Annotated in this window: 17 protein-coding genes; 15 read left to right on the top strand and 2 right to left on the bottom strand. The window is 53.6% G+C overall.

The annotated features are described in order from the left end of the window. Window positions 1–22 precede the first annotated feature (22 nt). The 5 genes from Pla100_RS25710 to Pla100_RS25690 all read left to right on the top strand — a co-directional run bounded on the left by Pla100_RS25710 (window position 23) and on the right by Pla100_RS25690 (window position 10,254). Window positions 23–3,154, top strand: coding sequence for an outer membrane protein assembly factor BamB family protein (locus Pla100_RS25710; RefSeq protein ID WP_146581438.1), 3,132 nt, complete (start codon window positions 23–25; stop codon window positions 3,152–3,154). A gap of 257 nt (window positions 3,155–3,411) precedes the next feature. Next, entirely contained in the window at window positions 3,412–4,578 is a 1,167-nt protein-coding gene (locus Pla100_RS25705; RefSeq protein WP_197168232.1) for a putative glycoside hydrolase, read from the top strand. Further along, window positions 4,575–5,456 (top strand): ThuA domain-containing protein, encoded by an 882-nt coding sequence (locus Pla100_RS25700; RefSeq protein ID WP_231603586.1) that lies wholly within the window; start codon window positions 4,575–4,577, stop codon window positions 5,454–5,456. Before Pla100_RS25705 ends, Pla100_RS25700 begins: the two co-directional genes overlap by 4 nt. Window positions 5,457–5,464: 8 nt before the next feature. Beyond that, complete coding sequence (locus Pla100_RS25695; RefSeq protein ID WP_146581434.1) at window positions 5,465–6,775, top strand: SGNH/GDSL hydrolase family protein; 1,311 nt, start codon at window positions 5,465–5,467, stop codon at window positions 6,773–6,775. A gap of 56 nt (window positions 6,776–6,831) precedes the next feature. After that, on the top strand, window positions 6,832–10,254 hold the full coding sequence (locus Pla100_RS25690) for a PVC-type heme-binding CxxCH protein (RefSeq protein ID WP_146581432.1): 3,423 nt from the start codon (window positions 6,832–6,834) through the stop codon (window positions 10,252–10,254). A 699-nt stretch (window positions 10,255–10,953) separates the two neighbouring features. Here the strand turns inward: Pla100_RS25690 and Pla100_RS25680 are convergent. Further along, a complete protein-coding gene (locus Pla100_RS25680) occupies window positions 10,954–11,430 on the bottom strand; it encodes a hypothetical protein (RefSeq protein ID WP_146581430.1) in 477 nt (158 codons plus the stop codon). Between the two features lie 169 nt (window positions 11,431–11,599). Between Pla100_RS25680 and Pla100_RS25675 the strand changes: the two genes are divergently transcribed. The 10 genes from Pla100_RS25675 to Pla100_RS25625 all read left to right on the top strand — a co-directional run bounded on the left by Pla100_RS25675 (window position 11,600) and on the right by Pla100_RS25625 (window position 22,147). Next, a complete protein-coding gene (locus Pla100_RS25675; protein WP_146581428.1) occupies window positions 11,600–11,818 on the top strand; it encodes a hypothetical protein in 219 nt (72 codons plus the stop codon). 11 nt (window positions 11,819–11,829) lie between these two features. Continuing rightward, on the top strand, window positions 11,830–14,091 hold the full coding sequence (locus Pla100_RS25670) for a bifunctional DNA primase/polymerase (RefSeq protein ID WP_146581426.1): 2,262 nt from the start codon (window positions 11,830–11,832) through the stop codon (window positions 14,089–14,091). 390 nt (window positions 14,092–14,481) lie between these two features. After that, window positions 14,482–14,700 (top strand): hypothetical protein, encoded by a 219-nt coding sequence (locus Pla100_RS25665; protein ID WP_146581424.1) that lies wholly within the window; start codon window positions 14,482–14,484, stop codon window positions 14,698–14,700. Between the two features lie 481 nt (window positions 14,701–15,181). Next, window positions 15,182–15,622, top strand: coding sequence for an AAA family ATPase (locus Pla100_RS25655; protein ID WP_146581510.1), 441 nt, complete (start codon window positions 15,182–15,184; stop codon window positions 15,620–15,622). Then, window positions 15,612–16,391 (top strand): tRNA(His) guanylyltransferase Thg1 family protein, encoded by a 780-nt coding sequence (locus tag Pla100_RS25650; RefSeq protein ID WP_146581420.1) that lies wholly within the window; start codon window positions 15,612–15,614, stop codon window positions 16,389–16,391. The genes Pla100_RS25655 and Pla100_RS25650 overlap by 11 nt, the downstream gene beginning before the upstream one ends. Before the next feature lie 125 nt (window positions 16,392–16,516). After that, window positions 16,517–17,131 carry an RNA ligase family protein gene (locus Pla100_RS25645; protein WP_197168230.1) on the top strand — a complete coding sequence of 205 codons (615 nt, stop codon included), beginning with the start codon at window positions 16,517–16,519 and terminating at the stop codon, window positions 17,129–17,131. Further along, on the top strand, window positions 17,128–18,243 hold the full coding sequence (locus Pla100_RS25640) for an AAA family ATPase (RefSeq protein ID WP_146581419.1): 1,116 nt from the start codon (window positions 17,128–17,130) through the stop codon (window positions 18,241–18,243). Before Pla100_RS25645 ends, Pla100_RS25640 begins: the two co-directional genes overlap by 4 nt. A 90-nt stretch (window positions 18,244–18,333) precedes the next feature. After that, on the top strand, window positions 18,334–19,956 hold the full coding sequence (locus Pla100_RS25635; protein WP_146581418.1) for a HEAT repeat domain-containing protein: 1,623 nt from the start codon (window positions 18,334–18,336) through the stop codon (window positions 19,954–19,956). A gap of 64 nt (window positions 19,957–20,020) precedes the next feature. Then, window positions 20,021–21,715, top strand: a complete 1,695-nt coding sequence (locus tag Pla100_RS25630) for an ankyrin repeat domain-containing protein (protein ID WP_146581417.1) — start codon at window positions 20,021–20,023, stop codon at window positions 21,713–21,715. Window positions 21,716–21,730: 15 nt separating this feature from the next. Next, window positions 21,731–22,147: a hypothetical protein gene (locus tag Pla100_RS25625; RefSeq protein ID WP_146581416.1), complete on the top strand. Its 417-nt coding sequence runs from the start codon at window positions 21,731–21,733 to the stop codon at window positions 22,145–22,147. Window positions 22,148–22,444: 297 nt separating this feature from the next. Here the strand turns inward: Pla100_RS25625 and Pla100_RS25620 are convergent, their stop codons facing one another. After that, on the bottom strand, window positions 22,445–22,918 hold the full coding sequence (locus tag Pla100_RS25620) for a PA2169 family four-helix-bundle protein (RefSeq protein ID WP_146581415.1): 474 nt from the start codon (window positions 22,916–22,918) through the stop codon (window positions 22,445–22,447). Window positions 22,919–23,023: the final 105 nt, after the last annotated feature.

Below are 23,023 nucleotides of genomic sequence, written 5' to 3'. Positions count from 1 at the left end.
AACGTCGAAGGAAAGCCCACGTATGAGACACCTCCATTACATCGTTGCACCGCTGTTGATGGCAGCAATCGTCGGTTCAATGCCGGGGAGGTTACGTGCCGAATCCATTTCAATTGAACAGTTCAAATTCAGTGGAGGAATTGTCGTCGTACTCGATTTCGACGACGGCAAGTTCATTGCGGACCTGGCAACCGACAAGCCGTTCATCATTCACGTACTGTTGAGTGATGAGGATCATGTCGCGGCGGCTCGAAACGCCATTCAAGAAGCTGGTGTTTATGGCAAGGTTTCGTGCGATCTCTACAACGGGCGCGATCTTCCGTATGTGGATGGACTAGTGAATCTGGTGCTTCACAAAGAATCCTGCCAGGTGCCGGAAGCGGAACTGATGCGAGTATTGGTGCCCGGTGGTCGTCTGGTTACGGAAGTGGCAGACGGCTGGAAGAAAGAGGCGAAGCCGGTTCCTGATGGGCTCGACGAGTGGAACCAGTTCTTGCATGGTCCAGACAACAACGGTGTCTCGCTGGATGATGTCGGTCCTCCCCAGCGATTGCGTTGGCACGACACGCCGGAATTCGGACGCTCCAAGGCGCTTTCACCCTCGTTCACGAACATGGTCTCCGCCGACGGAGTGCTGCTAACCATCGAAGACCGAGCGACGACCGAAGACATCAATGCTCCAGTCGATTACTACTTGGTGGCCCGCGATGGCTTCAATGGCATCGAGCTGTGGAAGAGGCCGATGAAACAGTGGAGCGAGTGGCAGACCGGCAGCATCAAATCGATTCCGACTCAGCAACAACGCTGCTTGGCGGCGGTAGGCAAAACGGTTTACGTGTGCTCGGGTTTTGGTGGACCCGTGATGTCATTCTCGATCCGCACGGGTGCGCCGAGGCAAGTCTACGAACACTCGAAAGGGGCGACGGAGTTTGCCATCGATGGCAACGTTCTCTACGTGATCAAGGGCACGCCGTACAGGCTTCCGAGAGCGGAAGCAGTCGACAGTGTTGCTGAGCTTTGTGCGATCGACCTTGAGAAAGGCAATGTCGTGTGGAGCCACTCGATCGATGACGAATACACCGGAGGCACGTTCGCGGTGAAAGGCAATCGTGTGGTCTATCACAGCGCGAGTGGGCTGACGTGTCTCGACAGCTCGAACGGCGATGTGCTCTGGACGGACACCGTTGCGATCGAGACCGAGCCGACAAAAACGCCCAAGCAGTCCACTGCTAACAAACGGAGAAAGCCCGTCATTTCGCCGCTGGCGTTTTCCGCCAACATCCATCCGACGTTGGTGCTGACCGACGATTCAGTCTTCTGCGCGGTTCATAAAACGATGATGGCGAAGAACCTTGCGAATGGCAAAACGCTGTGGACGGCGCCAGCGGGCGAGAATTACATGAAGAGTACTGAGATCTTCTTCACGGATGGATTGGTGTGGAGCCGTGATTTGAAGGGACATGATCCGATCACGGGAAAAGTCGTGCGAACGCTGACGCAAGAGATGAATGGTCCGATGTCGCACGACCGTTGTTACCGGAATCGCATCACCCATCGCTTTTACTTAAACAGCGCTTCGGGCGGCACCGACTTCATGAAGCTGGATGGGAAAGTAGAAAGTCCGAATCCGTGGGCACGCTCCACTTGTGGTCTTTCAGTGATGCCAGCCAATGGCATGGTCTACAACGGCCCGTATGTATGTCAGTGTGCGATTGCAACGATGGCCACTGGTGTGAATGGCTTCTACAACGGCTCGGGTAACACGGAAGAGCGATTCACTGTCGAGATTGAACCGCAATTGGTGAAAGGGCCAGCCTTTGGAAGCGTGGCTGGTGCGGCCGCGACGATTGGTGACTGGCCGACGTATCGATATTCCAGCACACGCAGCGGGATCACTTCGACCAGCACACCCGAAACCCTTGCAACGCGGTGGAAGGTCGATATCGGATCGCATCCCACTGCGCCTGTGGTCGCCGGTGACAGTGTTTATGTCGCGGATCGAGATGGCTACACGCTTTACTCATTGGATCGTGAGACCGGCGTGGCGCGATGGTCGTTTGTTGCGGATGGTCGCATCGACAGCCCACCGACCTATCACAATGGAATGATTCTGGTCGGCTCTCGCGGCGGTTGGGTTTATGGCCTGCGGGCGTCCGATGGTCACTTGGCTTGGAAGTTTAACGGGTTGCCCCAGCGGCGGTTGATCTGTGATACGGGACGCCTCGAATCCGCGTGGCCAGTTCACGGTAGCATCATGTTGTTGAATGATACGGCTTACTTCGCAGCCGGACGCAGCACGTTCCTCGATGGTGGCATTGCCGTATTTGGACTCGACCCGATGACCGCCGCGATCAAGCACAGCAGAGTCATGCAGGGTCCGTATCAAGACGACGTTCGAAGTTTCCCGGTGCAAGCCAGTGGACAGTTCCAGCTGGAGGGTTGCAAGGCGGATATCTTTTCTTTCGCCGGAGACGAGTTGTTCATGCGGAATCAAGCCTTCAAGCCCGATCTCCAGCCGATCGTTTCCGAGAGTGTGAAGACGCTGCACTTGCTGGCTTCTCCGGGATTGTTGAATAGTTCGCCCCAGCATCGCACTTACTGGACAGTGGATCGCGACCTGCGATACGGTGGCGCCATGGGAACGTTTGGTGCTGGTCCTGCGGGCGATACGATCGCGTTCGATGGCAAACGGTTTTACGAAATCCGTGGATACGCTCCCGGTCGCAATCTGCCAGGCCGAGGACGCGATCTGGATCAGCTAGAGCTTTACTCCGTCCATTCGGGAAGTTACGGAGGCATGACCGAGAAAGAAGACAAGTCCGCCATCCCCGCGATGGGCAAGTGGACGCAGCGTTGGACGACGCCCACGCCCTTCGCCGGTCATGCAATCGCTGCCGCCGAAAATACTGTGATGGCGGCTGGTGTTCCCATGCTCGATGGTTACTCGGTCGAAGACACCAATGCATCTTATGCAGGACAGAAAGGCGGCATCGCGTGGCTGCTGGATGCGAAAGACGGTCACCAACTTCAGGAATTGCGTTTCGATGCAGCGCCAGTCTGGGACGGCATTGCGATTGCTCACGACAGTTATTTCATGTGCCTGAAAGATGGATCAGTTGTTTGCCTTTCCGCTACTGCTCCGAGAACGAACTAGTCTTCGCTAGAGTGGCGTAAGCCAATGTGTCGCAAATCATCAACGCGACGACGCATTTTCCTCTCGCAACGCTAGCTTCTCGTGCAACAATGGATCTTAACGGCACGTTCAACGCTCACACATTCCTCGGCCAAACACCAATGGAATCGTTGGGAAAAAGAGTGTCGGATTCGACGTCGAAGAAATGCCGTGCTCTCGCGTACTTAGCTACATCGGTCATCGGTTGTGGTGATATTCAAAGAAAGGACAGTTGCAGTATGCGACGCACGCTTCCATTGATCGGTTCAATCGTTTGCTGGGCCGCCGTCGTGACCTCATCGAAGGCGGCAGATCCAGCAACCGAGACTCCGACGGCTACCGAATCGAGTTGGTCGGGTGCTCCATGGGATCGAGTTCCCCTCAATATCCACTTCGGTAAACGGTCAGGTGACTTGACGGATGATGAGGTCGATTTTGTTGCCCGACAAAGCAGGCTAATTGTTTTAGAGAAGAGTCACGGGCTATCTGTGCATGGCAGCACGGAAGCGGGGATTGCGGACTCCGCACGACGAATCACGACTCTCAATCCTGATGCGAAGGTGTTGTTCTATTTCAATGCGTTCATCAACTGGCCAGGCTATGACGCTTTCAAGACGTATCGTCCCGAATGGACGTTGAAAGATGCGAACGGCAAGATCGTCAAACACAATTCGGGGACGCCGCGACCGGATCCTTCCAACCCTGAGTTTCGCGAGTGGTGGTCCGAAGTGGTCGCTAAGGCGAACCGTTCTGCACCACTTGGTGGCGTTTTCATTGACGCAATCCCACAAGCCTTATCGCCGGCACTGGTCGCACAAGTCGGTGATGTCAAGGCACGCGAAGTCGTTGCTGGACTGCGCGAGATGATCGCGTTCACGAAGCGTAAGTTAGGACCAGAAAGTATCGTTCTCGCCAACGGATTGCGGACGACAGATTTTCGAGAGATTCTCGATTGGGATGGTATTGATGGTGTGATGATCGAGCATTTTGGCGCCTTCAAGACCGCGCAGCCTCAAGATATGAAGGCTGATCTCGATTCGATCGAACTTGCCGCAGCGAAAGGGAAATTCGTCGTCATCAAAGGCTGGCCAGGCTTCACATGGCTAGACCAGGACATGATGCGGCGTCCGAATGCGGAACTGTTGGAAATGGCGCGTCAACGCATCACGTTTCCGCTGGCGTGCTTTCTGATTGGCGCACACAGCAGTTCCCATTTCTGTTACTCCTGGGGATACACGGATCGACACGGCATGCTTGAGTCCTACCCGGAGTTCGACCGTCCACTTGGTCCGCCAAAGTCGGCTGCAGTGTGGCAGGGACTCATGGCGACTCGAGAATTCGAACATGCGTCCGTATGGATCGATTTGATTAAAAAAGAAGCCCGCATCAATTGGAATCACAAATGAACATGAATCGAAAACAGATACCGCTTCCACTCGGAGTCATGCTATTCGTGATTGTTTTGTTTGCATTCACACAAGTGGAAGCTGACGACGTCAAGCCACATGTTGTGTTGGTCGTGGGGACGCAGCACTATTCGCCTGAACTCAGTATGCCGTTATTTGCTAGAGAGCTAGAGCGATTCGGTTTTCGCACCACGGTTGTGATGGGCGAGGGCGATCCCGAAAAGAAAACCGAGAATGTGCTTCCGGGTATCGAAGCACTCGCCGATGCCGACTTGGCGATTTTTTTCATGCGGTTTTTGAATCTTCCAGACCGAGAATGGCAGCCGATCGAGGATTACTTGAAATCAGGCAAACCGGTCATCGGTCTTCGTACCGCCAACCATTCATTCAAGTACCCGAAGGCACATTCACGGTACGAGTGGAATGACGGCTTTGGTCGCCGCGCTTTGGGCACGCCCTACATTGTTCACCAGACGACTCCCACCCAAGTCAGCGTGATCAACAAATACACGTCGCATCCGATTATGTCACACGTCTCGCAAGCAGACTGGGTGTCGGCGGGCACGCTCTATTTGACCCGACTCGAAGGCGGTTGCGTGCCACTGCTTTCCGGAACCGGGCAAGGTAAGTCGCGTCTGCTCGAAAAGAGTTTTGGCGTTTTTTTGGCCAATGAAAGCGAAGCGGACATCGTGGCTTGGGCGTGGCAGAACGAGTGGGGCGGCAAAGTGTTCGGTACAACATTGGGACACCCAGCCGACTTCGGCGAGGAATCGTTCTCTCGCATGCTCGTCAACAGTGTGTGCTGGGCGACTGAGCAGCCAATACCGACTGCCGATGAGAAAATCACGACATGGACGCTCCAGCGGGCTGACAAGTAACCAAAGTCATGAGAAATCTAAACCAATCTCCTGTCCACGTTCTGACGATCGTAGCTACGTTCGCCAGAACGTGGACCGCCTCGCTGCAAGTTCTCCTCGCCAGCATGTTGGCCGTCGGGACGATCCAAAGTGTCCGCGCCGAGTCACCAGTTCGCGCGGGCGATCACATTGCGATCATCGGCAATACGTTCGCGGATCAATTGCGAATTCACGGCTATCTCGAAACGATGCTATTGCAGCATTGGCAGGACAAACCGGTATCGATCCGCAACCTTGGTTGGGGTGGCGACATGCTCACGGCTCGTGACCGTCCGACGGGTTTTCCGACCGAGGAATCAACCCTGAGAGAACATCAGACCGATGTCATCATCGCATGTTTCGGAATGGGCGAATCGTTTGCCGGTGAAGCCGGTTTGGATGCGTTTAAGAGCGACGTTTTGTCGGTTCTTAAAGCCTACTCTGGCAAGACGTTCAACGGTAAATCCGAAGTGCGGTTGATACTGGTATCGCCGATTGCAAATGAAGACCTTCAAACGCTGACGCCAATGCACGAACAGCGAAACCGCGAGCTTGCAATGTACAGCCGAGCAATGAGCGAAGCCGCCACCGCAACAGGAGTTCCGTTGGTCGATCTATACGAGTCCTCCCGCTATTGGATGGATGAGCCGATAGGACCAAACTTCACGACTAATGGAATTCATCTCAATGCGTTCGGATATTGGGCCGTGAGTCATCTAATGTTCCGCAATCTAGTCGTCGATCATCAAAAAGACGTTCGACAACCTTGGCAGATGCGAATTGACGCGATGACGACTGCCACGAGTGCTCGCGGAGTCGAGGTTACAGACGTCGTACACGATAATTCGTCGCTCACATTCGTCATCAAGGAATTGACGCCACCAAGTGCGCCGCCTCCGACGGTCGAGATTCTACCTCCTCAACTCATGCATGAGCGAGACACCCTGACGGTCGCAAATCTTGAACCCGGAAGCTACACCCTAATAGTTGATGGTACGACCGTTGTTTCGGCACGGCATGACGAATGGGCGAACGGCGTTGCCGTGGATGCTTCACCTGCCCACCTCGAAACAGAGTTGCTACGGAAAGCGGTGAATGACAAGAATTTGCAATTCACGTACGGCTGGAAAGCGCTCAATCAAGTCCACATTGTTGGCGAGAGAAAGTCATCGCCGAGCGGTAAAGCATTGCCAGCCGAAGTTATCGAGTTCAAAAACATTTCTAGTCAGCGCGACCGTCAGCTAAGCGGTTTGATTCAATCGAAGACTCGCAAGTGGCGTCTTGACCGTGATGGGACGTAGGAACGATCACCGGTACGTAGATGAACCTTTGTAAAACTGATTTCCCCAATCGACCTATGACTATTCTAAACATTCAAACGATCCGCAGTTTGGCGACCGCAGTTGCGTGTTTACTCGCATTCACGGGCAGCGTGCTTGCCCAAGACGCGACTGGCATCAAGAACTTGGACGGTGCCGAGGTGGACTTGATGAACAATCATGATCCAACGTCCGAGCTCGAGAACTTTGAGCTCCTTGATGGTTACCAGGTCAATTTGTTTGCCGCAGATCCGATGCTCGCAAATCCTGTTCACATGATCTGGGATTCGAGAGGGCGTCTCTGGGTCGCGTGCTCCTGGGCTTACCCGCAACTCAAACCCGGCGACGTGGCGAATGACAAGATCATCATTCTCGAAGACACCGACGACGATGGTGTTGCCGACAAGTCAACCGTGTTCGCCGACGGGCTTTATCTGCCGACTGGGATCGAATTGGCCAATGGTGGTTGCTATGTCGCCCAGTCACCCGATGTGTTCTTTTTCAAGGACACGGACGGCGACGACGTTGCGGACGTGAAAGAGTTGGCGCTGACAGGGTTTGGAATTGAGGACAGTCATCATTCGATTAGTGCCTGGCGGCGCGGACCCGACGGATGGCTCTACTTTCAAGAAGGAATCTTTTTACACGCCCAAGTTGAAACCCAGCATGGTGTTGTGCGAAATGCAGAAGGCGGCGTCTATCAGTACAACCCGCGGACGCAAGAGTTGCGGGTCTTCTGTACTGGCACCGGCGGGAACCCATGGGGGCATGTGTTTGACGATTGGGGCCAGTCGTTCATGGTCAACAATCCGAGGATCATGTACCTCTCGCCTGCGACAGGGAACAGTGGCAAGAAAGTGCCTGTGCCTGTCTTGACTAGCACGGAAAAACAATGTGGTGGCGATCTTGCGACGGGCACGCATGTCGGAGATGACATTCGCGGTAACTTGCTCAGCGGACGTTTTAAGAGCCGCACGGTTATCCGCTATGAGTTCATCGAGAACGGGGCGGGATTCAGTGCCAACGTGTTGCCGCCGTTGATGACATCCAAGCATCCAAACTTCCGCCCGGTCGATGTGAAGGTTGGTCCCGATGGCGCGGTTTACGTTGCCGATTGGTACAACTCGATCATCAATCATGCCCAGCACGACTTTCGCGACCCACGCCGCGATCATGAGCATGGACGCATTTGGCGAATCACGCATAAGGATCGACCGCTGATCCAAAAGCCGAGTTTCGTCGACGTTTCGATTGAGGAATTGATTGAGCATCTGAAGAGCCCCGAGGCCTGGACGCGTCACCAAGCGAGAAAAGAGCTGAGCGAGCGAGACGCTGACAAAGTGCTCGCGGCTTTAGAACGTTGGGTCGACACGCTTCATCCCGATGCATCGGAGTACAGCCACTGTTTGGTGGAAGCGATGTGGGCATGCCAGAATGTTGAACGACCCAGCGAGAAGATTCTTAGAATGGTATTGAATGCCAGCGATGGAAACGCTCGATCCGCTGGCGCGAGGATCATTCGTTACTGGCACGAGCACTTGAAGGATCCGATTGCGATGATTGCCCAGACGAGTGGAGATCCGTTCCCGCGAACGCGGATGGAAGCGGTTCTATCGGCGGGTTTTATCCCCAAGGCTGAGGCTTTCGCCGCCGCACTGAATTCCCTCGACTATCCCAGTGACGAGTTTCTAGATCGCGTCTTACCGCAAACAATGTCGGCGCTGGAAAAGTATTGGCGTCCGGCACTCGAAGCAGGCACACTGAGTTTTGCGAAGGAATCACATCGAGCGTTTGCTCAGCAGGAGGCTGGGATTGGATTTGATCGTCGACTAGTTGAGTTTCTGCAGCAAACGTCGCCGAGCCTGCAAGACATTCGTGGAGTTTGCGATCAACTGAAGGCAAACGGCACCGAGAACCAGATTCTGCAAGTCGTGTCTGCCGTCACGTCACCGTCCAGCGTCGCATCGTCTGAGGCGAGTATCGCGTTACTAGAAACGATCCGAGGGCTCGCTGGTGAGCACAGTTCGAGGAAACTAAGTCGTCAAATGCGAGGCCTCGCAAAGTTGTTGGGTCACCCGAACGAAACCATCGCGAGTCTAGCTGCCGAGAATATCGGCGTGTGGGGTGTTACTAGCGCCGACGCGAATCTTGTTACTGTCTTAATCGATGTCGAACGACCAGCAGCCGTGCGGCGATCAGCGGCCGTGGCGATCGCAATGCTAGGTACCACGAAAGACATCGAGACGTTGGTCGATCTTACAAATCGTGGTGATATCGAGACACGCTACATCGCACTGGTGGGACTCGCCACGGGAGACTTGGGTCGTGGTGTACTCGCCGCGGCACGTTTACTGGCCGAAGATCCGAGCGAATCAAATCCAGTTCCCGCCGTTCAGACAATCTTGAAGAATCGTGGAGGCGTCAAGAGTTTTTCAGAAGCTATGGTTGGTGTCGCGATTCATCCGAAGGTGAAGTCACGCGTGAGTGAGTTCCACCGAGCATCAGGGGCACTCCCCGTTGAAGTAGCCGAGTTGTTCCAGAGCGCCAATGGAAGTGCATCGCTGAGTGCAACGCTATTGGCGGAAGACAAATATAAACTAACCAGTGACGTTGAATTGTTTGGTGACGCCGAGCGTGGAGAAATGGTCTATCGTAGAAAAGAACTCTCCTGCACGAATTGCCACGCGATTGGACCTGTGGGATCGCTCGTCGGTCCGAACTTGGTGGCTGTCGGTGCGGCGGCAAAAACGGACTACATCATCGAGTCGATTCTCCAGCCGAACAAGGCCATTGCTGAGCACTACGAAAATCGCATGTTTGTTCTCGAGGACGGCACCACGCAAACAGGAATTATCACATTCAAGAGTGACGATGAAGTGGTAGTGCGAGATGCGGCCCAGGGGGGCAAGGAAATCCATTTACCCTTGGAAGAAATCATCGCTGAGAAACCCATGATCTCAGCCATGCCAGCGGGGTTGACGGATCAACTTGCAAGCCGGCAAGAATTCCTCGATCTCGCGAAGTTTGTATCGGTGTTAGGCAAGCCGGGAGCGTTTGCGAATGACGAAAGTCCTGTGATCCGGAAATGGCGAGTCGCGGCAAACCCTGTAAGTGACAATGTTAGCAGTGACTCCGCCGACTGGATCACCGCCTACAGCAAAGTCAGCGGCGAGTTGCCCAGCAGCGATTTCCCTCGCGGTGCACGCATCACGGCGATCGGTTTCGTCAACGTCCAAGTCCCTGGCGAAATAAAGCTACTGATTAACGACGTGACCGGCCTCCGAGTCTGGATCAACGCAGCAGAGTTGCTTGACCTTTCAAGTCCGCATGAATTTGCAAAAGGTCGCCATTCGTTAACATTTGAGATCGACGTCGCCAAACGTGGCCAAGCCGGCTTGCGTGTCGAACTGGTCAACGCAACAAAATCAACAGCCAAATTTCAAGCCGAGGGCGGCTTTTAATTGCGTTCGCCAGAGCGTGGGGTTTTCGGAAGCTTGCTCGACAACGAGCAGATAGATTGATTCCTGGATTACAAAGTGCACTCGCTTGCTGGCATCCCCAATTCTTAAAGATTGAAGAACAAAACAACTGCCACGTTAGTTTCTTGACGTGGCAGTATTCATTCATTGGACCGACTGGCTGGTTAAGCCAAGATGTCTTTGATGACGTGACCGTGGACATTGGTTAGTCGACGTTCCAAGCCGTTGTGGTAGTAGGTCAGTCTTTCGTGGTTGAACCCAGGTGGCTGCTCGGGAATATCCCACGAACTCGACGGAATCTGGCGCACGACGCGGCCCGGTTGCCTAAGTAACCCTGAGGGGAGGTCAGCTCATTCACGTGAATGGCAGTTCGCACCACGCGGCTCAACGACAACGTTAAGAACTTTTTCCCAAAACGATCGATCTGCTTCGCCGTTCGAGCCCGCGAGTCGGAAGGTCTAGAGGTAGCGAAGTCTTGTTGGTCGTTTAGGTGTGGTGAATGCAGCACTTGTTCCCGAAATCGTCTCGAGTGAACCGTCCGTTCTTACGTGAACCGCGCAGTTTTAGGAGCACGGAAGCAATTTGCTTCCGCAGCGTTTTGGTGAAGCATGGCATCGAGCGCGCATCGGGTTAAAGTACGGCATAGGTAACCTGAGAGGGAAGCATCGAAACGCTCGCAAATTATTTTGCGTTTTTTGGCCAGGTCTTCGTGATTCCGACCGTTCTTCCGGTAGGTCTACAAGTAGAGAAGTCGAGGTTGGTGTTTGGAGCACTGAGCCGATTAATTTTGCAAAGTTCTACTTTTTCCAACGGAGGTTTTCGTGACAGCAATAATTCCCACATCTCAAGAACCATTGGCGAGATAGAGACCGTGTTTTCCGTGGTTTTACGACCGCTCGCGACCACACGGACATCAACCGACCGGCCTTTCCGCTGCGAAACGAGCTCGTTACAGCGGCGGTTGGCCGGACCGCCGAACGCTCTGTTCTTTTGCATTTTGACCGTTTTTTGCCGTGTCAAAGCGTTTTCGTGGTCAGCGAAATAACGTCGCCAATCGAAGCGATAAAAGAAGTTTGACAAGCCTCCTTCAATTCCCATAATCCCAATCGCTCGACCACCGAGCCACTCAGCCAACCAACCAGCGACCAACTCAGCCACCCGGCTCCTCGCCCGCCCGCGATTCTTCGCGGCGAGCTTCTTTTGAATCTGCCACTGACGCCTGCATCGGGTGACTCCGCAGATTTTGGTCCCTCTCTTTTGTGGCTTCGCCGCCTGCCCATCAACTGGCAACCGCTGCGAGGCCTTCCCTCGCGCAAACAGGAAATTTATGTCACAGCCCCCGTTGTTGTTAACCGTCGGTGAAATCGCCCGACGGTTGGACACCAAAGTTCACCGCATCGAATACGTCATTCGGTCAAGACGCATCGAAGCGACCGGCTGGGCCGGCCACGCCCGCGTGTTCTCCGAAGCCAACTTCGATCACATCGCCAGCGAGCTGATTCGCATGGATGCAGATCGCCACCCTTCCACTCGCTCCAACGGTTGAGGAATAATCGAATGACGAAACAAACCCAAGCCAAAGCCGCCAGCACGATTCGGGATGCGGCATATCGGTATATCGACGCAGGGTATCGCGTGCTGCCGGCCAATGCACGACGCAAGTTCCCAACACTCAAGTCTTACAAGCAGTATCGCAACAAACCGCCAACGGAAAAACAAAACGAAAGGTGGTTCTTATCAGCCAACGCGGTCTGCATCCTGACGGGCGAGGTGTCGGGCAGTTTGGAAGTGCTCGACTTTGATCAAGGTGGTCGCGCGTTCGACGCTTGGTGCGATTTGGTGGAAGAACATGACCCACGTTTGTTACAGCGTTTGGTGGTGCAAAAATCGCAGTCTGGCGGCCGGCATGTGTTCTTCCGCAATGAGCTCTTTACGCCAAAGAGCGACGTGCTTGCCCGCACGCTGACGCCTGAAGTCGACGGCAAAACCGTTTTGATCGAAACGCTTGGCGAAAGCAGCTTAGTGATGTGCGATCCGTCTCCGGGCTACGTCGTTCTGCAAGGCGACTTGACCAAGCTGCCAGTGATGTCGATCGACGAGCGGGCGATCTTCGTCGACGCGGCTTGCTCGCTCAACGAAGTGAAGCTGACCAATGGAGATGCACCGACGACGAAAGCCACCAGCGATGGAACCCAGCCGGGCGACGACTTTAGTGAACGAGGTGACGTCGCCGCGATTCTGACGAAACACGGCTGGCGATTGACTCGTGATGGCAACAACCAGCAATGGTGCCGGCCAGGGAAGACGACCGGTTGCAGCGGGACATTGAAAGACGGAGTGTTCTATGTGTTCAGTTCCAACGCGTCGCCGTTTGAACCCAACCAGTCGTACTCGCCGTTTGCCGTCTACGCGTTGCTCGAACACGGCGGTGACTTCTCCGTGGCGACGAGGCAGCTTGCTGGCGAGGGTTACGGGAAAGCGGAGGACAATGACGTGAACCTGTCGAGCTTTCTTAATGGCTTATCGGGTACGAAACAAACAAAGACGAAACTGCCGGCGGAACCTGAGTTGCCTGACCCCGGCCCGGTTCCCGAGCTGTTACTGCAAGTTCCCGGCTTCATTAGCAACGTCATGTCGCACTGCCTCGACACGGCTCCCTACCCAAACCCCACACTGGCATTCGCCGGTGCGATCGCGTTGCTCGCCACTTTGGCCGGCCGCAAGGTGCGTGACCCCGGTGACAACCGAACCAACCTGTACTTGCTGGGTCTGGCCCATTCGGCCGCCGGCAAAGACTGGCCGCGAAAGTTGAACGTGCAGATACTGCACCAAGTCGGTTTGGCCGACTGCATTGGCGAACGATTCGCATCAGGCGAAGGGATTCAGGATGCGTTGCATTTGACACCGTCGATGCTGTTTCAAACCGATGAGGTCGATGGCATGTTGCAGTCAATCAAGAAGTCCAACGACGCGCGTTACGAGAATGTGCTCTCAACGCTGTTGACGATGTATTCATCCGCCAACACGATTTATCCAATGCGTCGCAAGGCGGGCAAGGAATCGCCGGGAACCATTGACCAACCGTCGCTAGTGGTTTTCGGCACCGCGATTCCCAACCACTACTACGCAGCACTATCGGAACGAATGCTGACCAACGGCTTCTTCGCCCGCATGATGATTCTGGAATGCGGCCAACGGGGTGAGGGCCAAGAACCTAAGATCGCCGAAGTGCCTAGTGCGATCATCGACGTGGCAAAGTGGTGGGCGGACTACCAACCCGGCGGCGGCAACCTTAGGACATGGCATCCACGACCGAGAATTGTGCCACACGATGATGCCGCGAAGAAAATCCTGGTCGAAGCGAGATTGCATGCCGAGCGTGAGTACGCCAAGGCGGAGCGAAAGAACGATTCGGTGGGCACCACGGTTTGGGGCCGCGTCAACGAACAGACTCGCAAATTGGCGTTGTTGTACGCGATCAGTGCGAACCACGAATCGCCGGTGATTTGCGAACCGGCGGCGAAGTGGGCGATGACGCTGGTCGATCACCTCACCAAGCGAATGCTGTTCATGGCATCGTCGCACGTTGCTGAAAGCCCATTTGCAAGTGATTGCTTGAAGGTATTCGCCAAGATTCGCAAAGAGGACAACCTGAAGATCGGTCACAGCAAATTGCTAAAGGCGATGGCGATGGAAGCGGTGCTCTTCAAAAAGCTGATCGCAACGTTGGTAGAACGCGGTGACATCACCGTCGAGGAAGAGGCGACCGCTGGACGAATTGGAACGCTGTACCGATTGAACCGCGTCCAGCAAGACTGACTCGGAAAGAAAGTTGGCTTCGGAAAGAAGTCGGTCGGAGATTGACTGCTGGTCGCCGGAAAGAAGCCGAAAGAACGGAAAGAAGTCAGAAAGAAGATTGATTGAAAAAGAACGTAAATAACACACTTCTCTCTCTTCTTTCCCTCTTTCCCTTCCCCCTCCCCTCACACCGATTTTCTGGCTTCGCTGCGTGCGTGTACGACATGGCCCGGAAAGAAGAAAGAAGTCCTTCCGCCGGTTGCTTTTGCCAGGCTACCGACAGTGGCCACGAAGACAGGAATCGAACGGGTCCTCCCGGCGGATCGTTTTCATGACAGGGCTACCGGAACAGCAGCATTAGTACTCAGAGTTTGTTTCCTGGAACACGTTGTCCGACTTTTGGAAAAGTAGATGCAACCAAAACACTTTCAACTGGCTTCGCGGCTGCTTGCTGAGATCGAGGTCTTTGCCGAAATCGACGTCAGCGCGATCGGGATCAGCAGCACATGGCTGGATGGCATGCGGATTCGTGGGATCCCGTTCACGCCGGAGTACTGGTCGGCCACGCAGGGCCCAAGCCGAAAAATGCAGCTCGTTCGCGCTGCCCGTGATATGGAGCGACAGGGATGACGATCGGAACCGTTGGAGACGGAATCACTGTCGAACGTGTGACCAATCAATCAACTGGGTACTGCCCAGAACCAGAGTCTTGGGAGGCTGCTGCTGATGCGTTAGATCAAATACCAGTCGAGCATCCTGACTGCTTCGACCCGGAATCCGTTTTCCGTCGTTGCCCAACCTGTTCGCAAATCAACATCGTCAAGGATCAGTGGTTCGTCTGCGGAGTCTGCCAGTCAACTCTTCCTGCTTTATGGAATTTTGTGTGACTTGGCCTACGCCGTGAGTGAACCTTCTCTCCAGCAAAGTGTCACCTAAGCAACTCGAAACCTGAAGGGACGGTGCGCCATGCCACATACGAATCAACAACATTCGGAACAACGGACATTTTGATGGCGTAATCCCGCACGAACATATTGAGAGCCAACTCAAGCCCACTCGGTGCAGGTCAACCGTGTGGGCTTCTTTTGTTGGTGTGGAGCGAGTGATTGAAATGGAAGCAGTTGTATTTGCCGGTCTGCAAGGTTCAGGAAAGTCTTCGTTCTTCAAGGAGCGGTTCTTTGCGACTCACGTGCGGATCAGCCTCGACCTTTTGCGAACTCGAAATCGGGAGAACCGCATCCTAGAAGTTTGCCTTGAGACGCAGCAGAGGTTTGTGATCGACAATACGAATCCAAAAAGTGACGAACGGGCTAAGTACATCAGTGTGTCACGGGATTCAGGATTTCGAGTGATCGGCTACTACTTTCGCTCAAAGGTGGACGACTGTTTGAGAAGGAACGAGGAACGGGCTGAACGAGTGCCAGAGGTAGCGATACTCTCGACGGCAAAGAAGCTAGAGCTTCCAAAGTTGGACGAGGGCTTCGACCAATTGTGGTACGTACGAATTGAAGACAACGGGTTTGTGGTTGAGGAATGGAACAATGAAATTTGACGATCTTGACAAAAAGATGCGGATCTACGAAACCGCCGCCGATCTGTGCGTGCTGCCGGGCATGTTCATGGTTGCTCGCATCGACGGTCGCAGTTTCACCCGATTGACGAAGGAAGTCTGTCAGTTTGAAGCCCCGTTCGATGTTCGATTCCGTGATCTGATGGTGGCAACAACCGAGTCGCTAATGAACTGTGGATTCAAAGTGCTTTACGCCTACACCGAGAGTGATGAAATCTCACTTCTCTTTGGACCTGATGAGCGAGTGTTTGGCCGGAAGCTCCGCAAGTACAATTCAACGCTGGCCGGTGAGGCAAGTGCCCAGTTCTCTGTGCGACTCGGGCAAGCTGCGTCTTTCGACTGTCGAATTTCGCAACTGCCAAGCGTTGAATTGGTCGTTGATTACTTCCGCTGGCGCAATGAGGACGCTGCCCGAAACGCCTTGAATTCATGGTGCTACTGGACGCTGCGAAAGCAAGGACTCAAAGAACAAGAAGCAACCATGCGACTCCTTGGGAAATCGGTGAGCCAAAAGAACGAAATGCTATTTCAGCTTGGAATCAACTTCAACGAAATCCCTCGTTGGCAAAAGCGTGGTGTCGGCCTTTACTGGGAAAACTACGACAAGCCTTCAGTCAACCCAATAACGAATACCGAGACGGTTGCTCGCAGGAAACGCATCCAGACGAACTATGACATTCCGATGAAGAGCGATTACGGCGTTTTCGTCGAATCGATTATTTCACAATCTCGAACAGCAGGAGTGGCATGATGGGTGCCTCACACGGCGGTTTTGTTAAGTACCCTCGCACTCCGCATCTGTTCGGATCGAAAGGGACAGCAGACGACAAACATCTAGGCGAAGCGGAATCGAACGATTTCATTGCTGACGAATCCTTGATCGTTGAAGAGAAGATCGACGGAACAAACGTCGGCATCCATTTCTCTGATGACGGTGAAATCGTTCTGCAATGCCGAGGCCACTTGATCACTGAGGGAATGCATCCACAGTACGACTTGTTTAAGCAATGGGCTGTGGTCAAACACAATGTCTTGGAAGAGCGGCTCGAACAACGGTACATCCTGTTTGGTGAATGGGCCTACGCCCGTCATTCGATCTTCTACCGAGAACTAACACACTACTTCTTCGAGTTTGACATCTATGACAAAGAGGCGGAGGCATTTCTCGATCTCCAGCAGCGATTGAGTCTGCTTGAAGATACAGGGATTGAAACGGTTCCCGTTTTGCACATGGGCGTCCTGAAACGAAAAGAGATGGAAACGCTTATTGGTCCGTCGCAATTTGACAGTCAGTTTGAAAACCCCGAAACCAATGAGACGGACAACTTGATGGAAGGTCTCTATTTCAGGACGGAAGCGGAGGGATCGGTGACTGGGCGAGCTAAGTTCGTTCGTCCAGAATTTGTCGAGAAGATCAAGCAGAGCACCCACTGGCAGCAGCAGGTGATGGTGCCCAATGAACTTGCTGATGATGTGGATATTTGGTCATGAATTGGAAGCAACTCAAAATCGCATCGCTTGACGAGATCACGGCATGGGCTGAAACCCAGCCGTGGTGTCGAGCGATGACGGATTGCGCACAGGATGCCGAGTGGCATTCGGAGGGAGATGTCTGGACTCACACAAAGATGGTTTGTGAACAGCTTACGCAGTTAGAGGAATGGCCTGAACTATCCGCTCACGACAGAACGGTGCTGGTCTTTACAGCACTGTTCCATGACGCCGCCAAACCGCTGACCTCTCGGGTCGATCCCGATACAGGACGCATCACTTCGCCAAACCATGCCGTGAAGGGTGAGCATCTCGTTCGTGGAGTCCTGCGTGATCTGGGATGCGATCTGGAAACTCGTGAGCAGATTGCACGCCTCGTCCGATACCACGGTAGGCCAGCCTTCTTGCTGGAACGCACCGAGCCGACGCATGAAGTCGTGCGGCTTTCGTGGCTTGTCGAGAACCGATTGCTCTATTTGTTTGCTCTGGCGGACACTCGTGGGCGAAGCACCGAATCGATGACTCGCCCTGAAGAGAATCTGAATTATTGGAAGCTGCTCTCGGAAGAGTCGGCCTGCTACGACAAGCAGTATTCATTTGCCTACGCCCATGCTCGATTTCTGTTCTTCCGTCAGCGTGAGCCAAATTTGCACTATGTGCCACACGAAGAGTTTTCTTGTCAGGTAACAGTGATGGTTGGCCTACCCGGAAGCGGCAAGGATACGTGGTTATCTCGAAACCGCAGTGACCTACCTGTTGTTGCCTTGGACGACATTCGTGGCGAACTCAACGTCGATCCCACTGACAATCAAGGCCAAGTTGTGCAACTGGCTCGTGAGCGATGCCGTGAGCACCTTCGAGCCGGAACGTCGTTTGCGTTCAATGCGACAAACACGATGAAGCAGACCCGTGGACGATGGATCGACCTGTGTGCCGACTACAACGCTCGCATCGAACTGATCTACGTGGAACCACTATTCAAAGACTTGCTCAAGCAGAACAAGAGCCGTCAGAACCCAGTTCCCGAGCAAGTCATCAAGAAACTGGCTGCAAAGTGCGAACTACCAACATGGGCCGAAGGTCACACGCTGATCCTCAGCAATGGAGAGTGACCATTGGCTGAAAGTAGATTCAGGCTCATCGAACCTTAATGAGGTACGATTTGTCAGGGAAGAGTCAAGTAAAAGTACAAGGCCGAGGGCATGTCAATCTGGAAGTTATCAGCGTCCGCCGAAAAGGATGCGCAAATCCTTCGCAACCTTTTGCATAAACCGCCTCTGTTGGGCGGTGCAAAGAAGATCTGCACACTTATTGAGCGACTCTCAGCAACAGACGAGCCCGCTGCGATACCGTCAGTGGCTAGTGGACTCTTTTCATCAAGCGAGACGATTCACAACGCAGCATCGTCTGGGATTGCCAAGCTGCTTAATCTCGTTCCGACGATCGAGTTGATTCGATTGAGTGAATTTCTCGGCGGTTACTTCTACGGGTACGTCTATGAACGACGGGACAGAATCAAGCCTAGGCAAGTCGAAGCGTATCTAAAGAAAACCAGCGACATTGCAGTTGGGAGTCTGCTGAGCCTCCACAAGAATGGATACGTCCGTCAAATTGCAGTCCGTTTCCTATCAGATGTTGATTCCGGCGAGGAGATTCGGTTTCTGCTCCTTCGTCAGAACGACTGGGTTGATTCGATATCTGAAACCGCTCAATCGGCAATTTGTGATCGTCTGACAGGCGATAATCTCGTCAGCTTTGTCAGCGAATCGGATCTGCTGATGCATCTGCTTGAATGCAAGCGAAGGGACCTCAGCAAGATAGTCTCGCTTTACATTGACCTGTTGATTGCCCCACAGCACCGTGAGCATGTGAACGAGGCTGTGAATTCCTGTGGAAAGCAAACTGGCCGCAAGCTCATCGGGCTTCTGCTTTGTCGTGATGGCGATCATCTGGCTGATGTAGTCCAATTCGGTGTTTCTTCGCATGACGGTGTGGTTCGCTCCAAATGCCTGCGGCGAGCGAGCGACTGCCTGCCAGCCGATGTATGCACGGAAATTGCGGAACGATTTCTTTCTGACAAGTTCATTCCAGTTCGCCTTGAAGCATACGAATTGAGCGCCGCTTCATCTCCTGCCATGAGCACTGGTATCTGGAAACGGGGACTGTTCGACAAAAGCCGCTCTCTAAGAGAGACGGCGATGTTTTACCTGAAGAAAGATGGGTGTGATGTAGCGTCAATTTACCGAAAGCATCTTTCTCGTTTTCCGAACAGCCTTCCGGCCTTGTCGGGGCTCGTAGAGAGTGGAGACGAAAAAGACATTGCGCTGTTCTTTCAGTGCCTAGCGTCACCTTACGCAAGTAGACGAGCAGAAGCGGTTCGTGGACTTGGTCGGTTTGACAGAAAATCCGACGTAGGCCGTATTCAGCAATCGTTGCTCGATGAAAGCGCAAGGGTCGTCAGAGCGGCTCACCAGCAACTTTCGACAACGAGAAACCAACTAAATCCCGAACACTTGTTTGGTCTGATTGACGATTGCAAAAACTTGGCTGGCAAGAAGGCAATCCTTCACTTGTTGCTCGGCTTGGGAAGATGGCCTGCATTGAGTTTCTTGATTCGTGCGGCTGCAAACGAAGACGCCTTAGTTGCGGACTACTCAAGATCTCTTATCGACGCTTCTTTCTGCATGAATCGTGTGTTCACGCAACCATCCAGCGAACAGAAGAAACAGATCCAAACAGCAATCGATGAATCCGCAAACGATCTTGCGAATTCCGTCATCCTCGACCTGCGCTCGTATCTATCGAGTTACGGCTTTTCAGTTTGAGCTTGTCTCATAGCCACACAGACGGCAGAACGGCTCAACTTCCCGGAGAATACGCATCTCAACAATGAACATTCACAAGTTCGCTAACCTTGGCGACCTGAAAGCGATACGAGATGAACTCGCCAAAGGCACATCCGTTGATGCCAGAGATGAGCGTGGCTTCACACCTTTGGCGTGCGCAGCTAGTAGCCAGACTGCCGACGAGTCCATGCTACGGCTGCTCATTGAATCGGGAGCAAATGTAAACGCTGCCGTTGGTGAATCGAAAGAGTATCCGCTCGGAATAGCAGCTTGCTCGGGAAGCATGAGGAAAGTCCAGCTTCTCGCTGAAGCTGGGGCCAATGTCCGGCACACAACGGAGAGCGGGTACACGGTTCTCATCAACATCATGTACAAGCTGTTCGACGATGAGCGACTGGTGCCGATGATCGAGCTATTGGTGAAACTTGGAGCCGAGACTGATTGCGAAACCGGATATGGTGAATCACCATTGAGCGTCTCTGCACACTTTGGTCGTTTCGACGCTGTAAGTGCGTTGCTCGACGCAGAGGCTGATCCGTCACCGCTTCAGTGGACGAAGCTAATGCAGGCCATTGCCCTCGGAACCGTCGATGAGGTTCAGACGCTGCTTTTGGAGAAGGACCATCGGCTTGATGAGCGTGATCGCTGGGAACGAACACCGTGGCTGCTGGCTTGCGTGACCGGAGATATTGCCAAGGCAAAACTGATTCTTGAAGCTGGGGCCGATCTCAAGGACCGAGAACGCATGGGTTCGGCTGCTCTGGCGATCACTGCCGAAAAAGGCAATGTTGAAATGCTCTCGTGGCTGTTGGACGTTGGGGCAGATATTGAAGCCGTTGACGGTGCATCGAACACAGCCCTGATGCTCGCCGCACAGGCGGGCAAAACGGATTGCGTTCGATTGCTGCTCGAAGCTGGTGCCCTATCGAATCGGAAGAACGAATACAGTGACAGCACGATGTCGATGGCCTCAACTGAAGGCGTAATGCGTCTGCTTGTCGGAGCCGGGGCGGACATATCCGAAATCAGCACCGAGCTAAAACGAACGCTGCTTGGATTGCAAAGTGTCGAATCGCTGAACGTCACGAAGAAAGAATACAAGTCAGGTTGTCGCCCGAGGTTTGGCAAGTCAAACCCAGAGGTGATGGACATTCCGTTTTGGCATGAGATGGTACGAGCAGGGATCTCTGCGTATCAGGCGAAAGACCAGTTCAACGACGTTAAGAATATGTCGCAAGCGACATGGTGCTACAGTCGGTTCGGCGTCTCGTTCACGGAACTTCCTGATGGACGGTTCGTCCAGATTGGCGGTGAGCATGAAGACTTCTACGATCCCGACTTCTGCATCTACAACGACGTGCTCATTCACGAGCAAGATGGGCAGTTTCAAATCATGGGCTATCCCGAGAAAGTGTTTCCTCCAACCGACTTCCACTCAGCGACGTATCTTGACGGGTTCATCTATGTCGTTGGCGGCTTGGGCTACAGCGGCTCAAGGCAATTCGGAACAACGCCGATTTACCGATTGAACTGTGAGACGTGGAAGATTGAGTCAGTCGCATCAACTCGAGACAAGCCCGGCTGGATCTACGAACACAAAGCTTGCTTCGATGATTCGGGCTTGCTTGTAATTTCGGGTGGAAAGATCTGTCTTGAAGTGAAAGGTGAAGAGGAGCACGTGGATAATGAAAACGTGTTCACTCTGGATCTGTCGAGCAGGGTCTGGACTCGTGCTTGATCCTCTTCAGGTGCATTGCCAAAGATATCCGCTGATCTTGCAGCCATCGCACCAAAATCCGTAGCCGAATGGTCGAAGGACAGTCCAAAAGGTTCGGCGTACCTTCATGTCTTTCGCAAGACGGGTTTGCAACTCGCTTTGTCGGGCGAACACCAAATATCCGATGTGGCCAAGGACGCCAGCATCACGTCCGGTGTCATGGAGGCAAGTTACGCACAAGAGTTCGATGAAGAGCTTTGGCGAAAAAGCAACCGAACGTACCGCCGAATCCGGGCGAGCCTGACCCAAGAGGTCGCCGTTCGCTACGGCGACGACGATTCGGAGCGTGAACGGCTCCTCGAAGAACTGGACTTAGCGAGAATGAAGCTCGATTGGGAGAAGGTATCTCAGCTTGCCAAGCAAATCGATCTTCTAAGCCAAGAGACTGGCTAAATTCACTTTCCTGTGAAATCCTGTGAAATGCACTTCAACGGTCGATGCCCACTTTTCACAAGAAATGAAAAAAGCCCACAATTTGCAGGCTTTTTGAGTACAGCGGAAGCAACCGTTTTCGTTAGTTGTCTATACTTGCAATTGTGATGCTGGCGACTCCGCGTAGGGTATGACGGGTGCTACCGCACTTTAGTCGTTCCCAGCGCTCTAAACGAGCAGCCCGAGGTCGTGGGTTACCTCGAGTATTCGGCGGGACATCGTGCGTCCGCGTGCGTAGTGCGGGAGGCCAATCGTCTATTATTGAGCTGCTTTGTAGGCGTCGCGAAGGTCTCGAACCTTGTCGTGGCCGGCTTTGACTTTCGCGTATTGGGCTGTGAGGACGTCGTTGACGGCACTGCCGGCTGTTTCTTTCAGAATGTCTTCGTAGGCGGCTTTGATGTGGTCCTCGCCTCTTTCGGCCTCGATCAGAATGACGTAGGGGTCGCCGCCGTTGAGCTTGGAGCGGATGTTGATCCAAATGCGGTGCGTTTTCGCGGCGACGCTGCCATCGTCTTCGGCTTCTTCACCATTGAATTCGACGAGGGTTTGTAGCTCGGTCGCCATGGCGGAACGCTCGTCGCCAATTTGCTTGAAGAGCGTTTTCAACTTGGCGTCGGCAATCTCTTCGGCCGATTCGTGGAAGCCATTGTAGGAATCAATGTTGGCTCGGATCAGCTTCTGCATCTTGGTGAGCGTTTCGTCGGACAGATTGGATTTGGTTTCGAGTGCCATGGTTTCAGTCTCCGTGATTGAATTGGTACGATCGTGAACGTCCACGATCAGCGGACTTGGAGACGAAGCAAAGGATGTGCCAGTCGCTGCGCTTCCCCGCGGCAC

The organism is Neorhodopirellula pilleata (genome assembly GCF_007859915.1).
In the GTDB taxonomy this organism is placed as follows: domain Bacteria; phylum Planctomycetota; class Planctomycetia; order Pirellulales; family Pirellulaceae; genus Rhodopirellula; species Rhodopirellula pilleata.
Note: the sequence above shows the minus strand (reverse complement) of the source record. Positions and strands in the feature narration are given on the sequence as shown.

Bases quoted from the DNA above. Each gene is read 5' to 3' on its own strand.
- Pla100_RS25710 (WP_146581438.1), top strand. From the start codon at position 23: ATGAGACACCTCCATTACATCGTTGCACCGCTGTTGATGGCAGCAATC.
- Pla100_RS25705 (WP_197168232.1), top strand. From the start codon at position 3,412: ATGCGACGCACGCTTCCATTGATCGGTTCAATCGTTTGCTGGGCCGCC.
- Pla100_RS25700 (WP_231603586.1), top strand. From the start codon at position 4,575: ATGAACATGAATCGAAAACAGATACCGCTTCCACTCGGAGTCATGCTA.
- Pla100_RS25695 (WP_146581434.1), top strand. From the start codon at position 5,465: ATGAGAAATCTAAACCAATCTCCTGTCCACGTTCTGACGATCGTAGCT.
- Pla100_RS25690 (WP_146581432.1), top strand. From the start codon at position 6,832: ATGACTATTCTAAACATTCAAACGATCCGCAGTTTGGCGACCGCAGTT.
- Pla100_RS25675 (WP_146581428.1), top strand. From the start codon at position 11,600: ATGTCACAGCCCCCGTTGTTGTTAACCGTCGGTGAAATCGCCCGACGG.
- Pla100_RS25670 (WP_146581426.1), top strand. From the start codon at position 11,830: ATGACGAAACAAACCCAAGCCAAAGCCGCCAGCACGATTCGGGATGCG.
- Pla100_RS25665 (WP_146581424.1), top strand. From the start codon at position 14,482: ATGCAACCAAAACACTTTCAACTGGCTTCGCGGCTGCTTGCTGAGATC.
- Pla100_RS25655 (WP_146581510.1), top strand. From the start codon at position 15,182: ATGGAAGCAGTTGTATTTGCCGGTCTGCAAGGTTCAGGAAAGTCTTCG.
- Pla100_RS25650 (WP_146581420.1), top strand. From the start codon at position 15,612: ATGAAATTTGACGATCTTGACAAAAAGATGCGGATCTACGAAACCGCC.
- Pla100_RS25640 (WP_146581419.1), top strand. From the start codon at position 17,128: ATGAATTGGAAGCAACTCAAAATCGCATCGCTTGACGAGATCACGGCA.
- Pla100_RS25635 (WP_146581418.1), top strand. From the start codon at position 18,334: ATGTCAATCTGGAAGTTATCAGCGTCCGCCGAAAAGGATGCGCAAATC.
- Pla100_RS25630 (WP_146581417.1), top strand. From the start codon at position 20,021: ATGAACATTCACAAGTTCGCTAACCTTGGCGACCTGAAAGCGATACGA.
- Pla100_RS25620 (WP_146581415.1), bottom strand. From the start codon at position 22,918: ATGGCACTCGAAACCAAATCCAATCTGTCCGACGAAACGCTCACCAAG.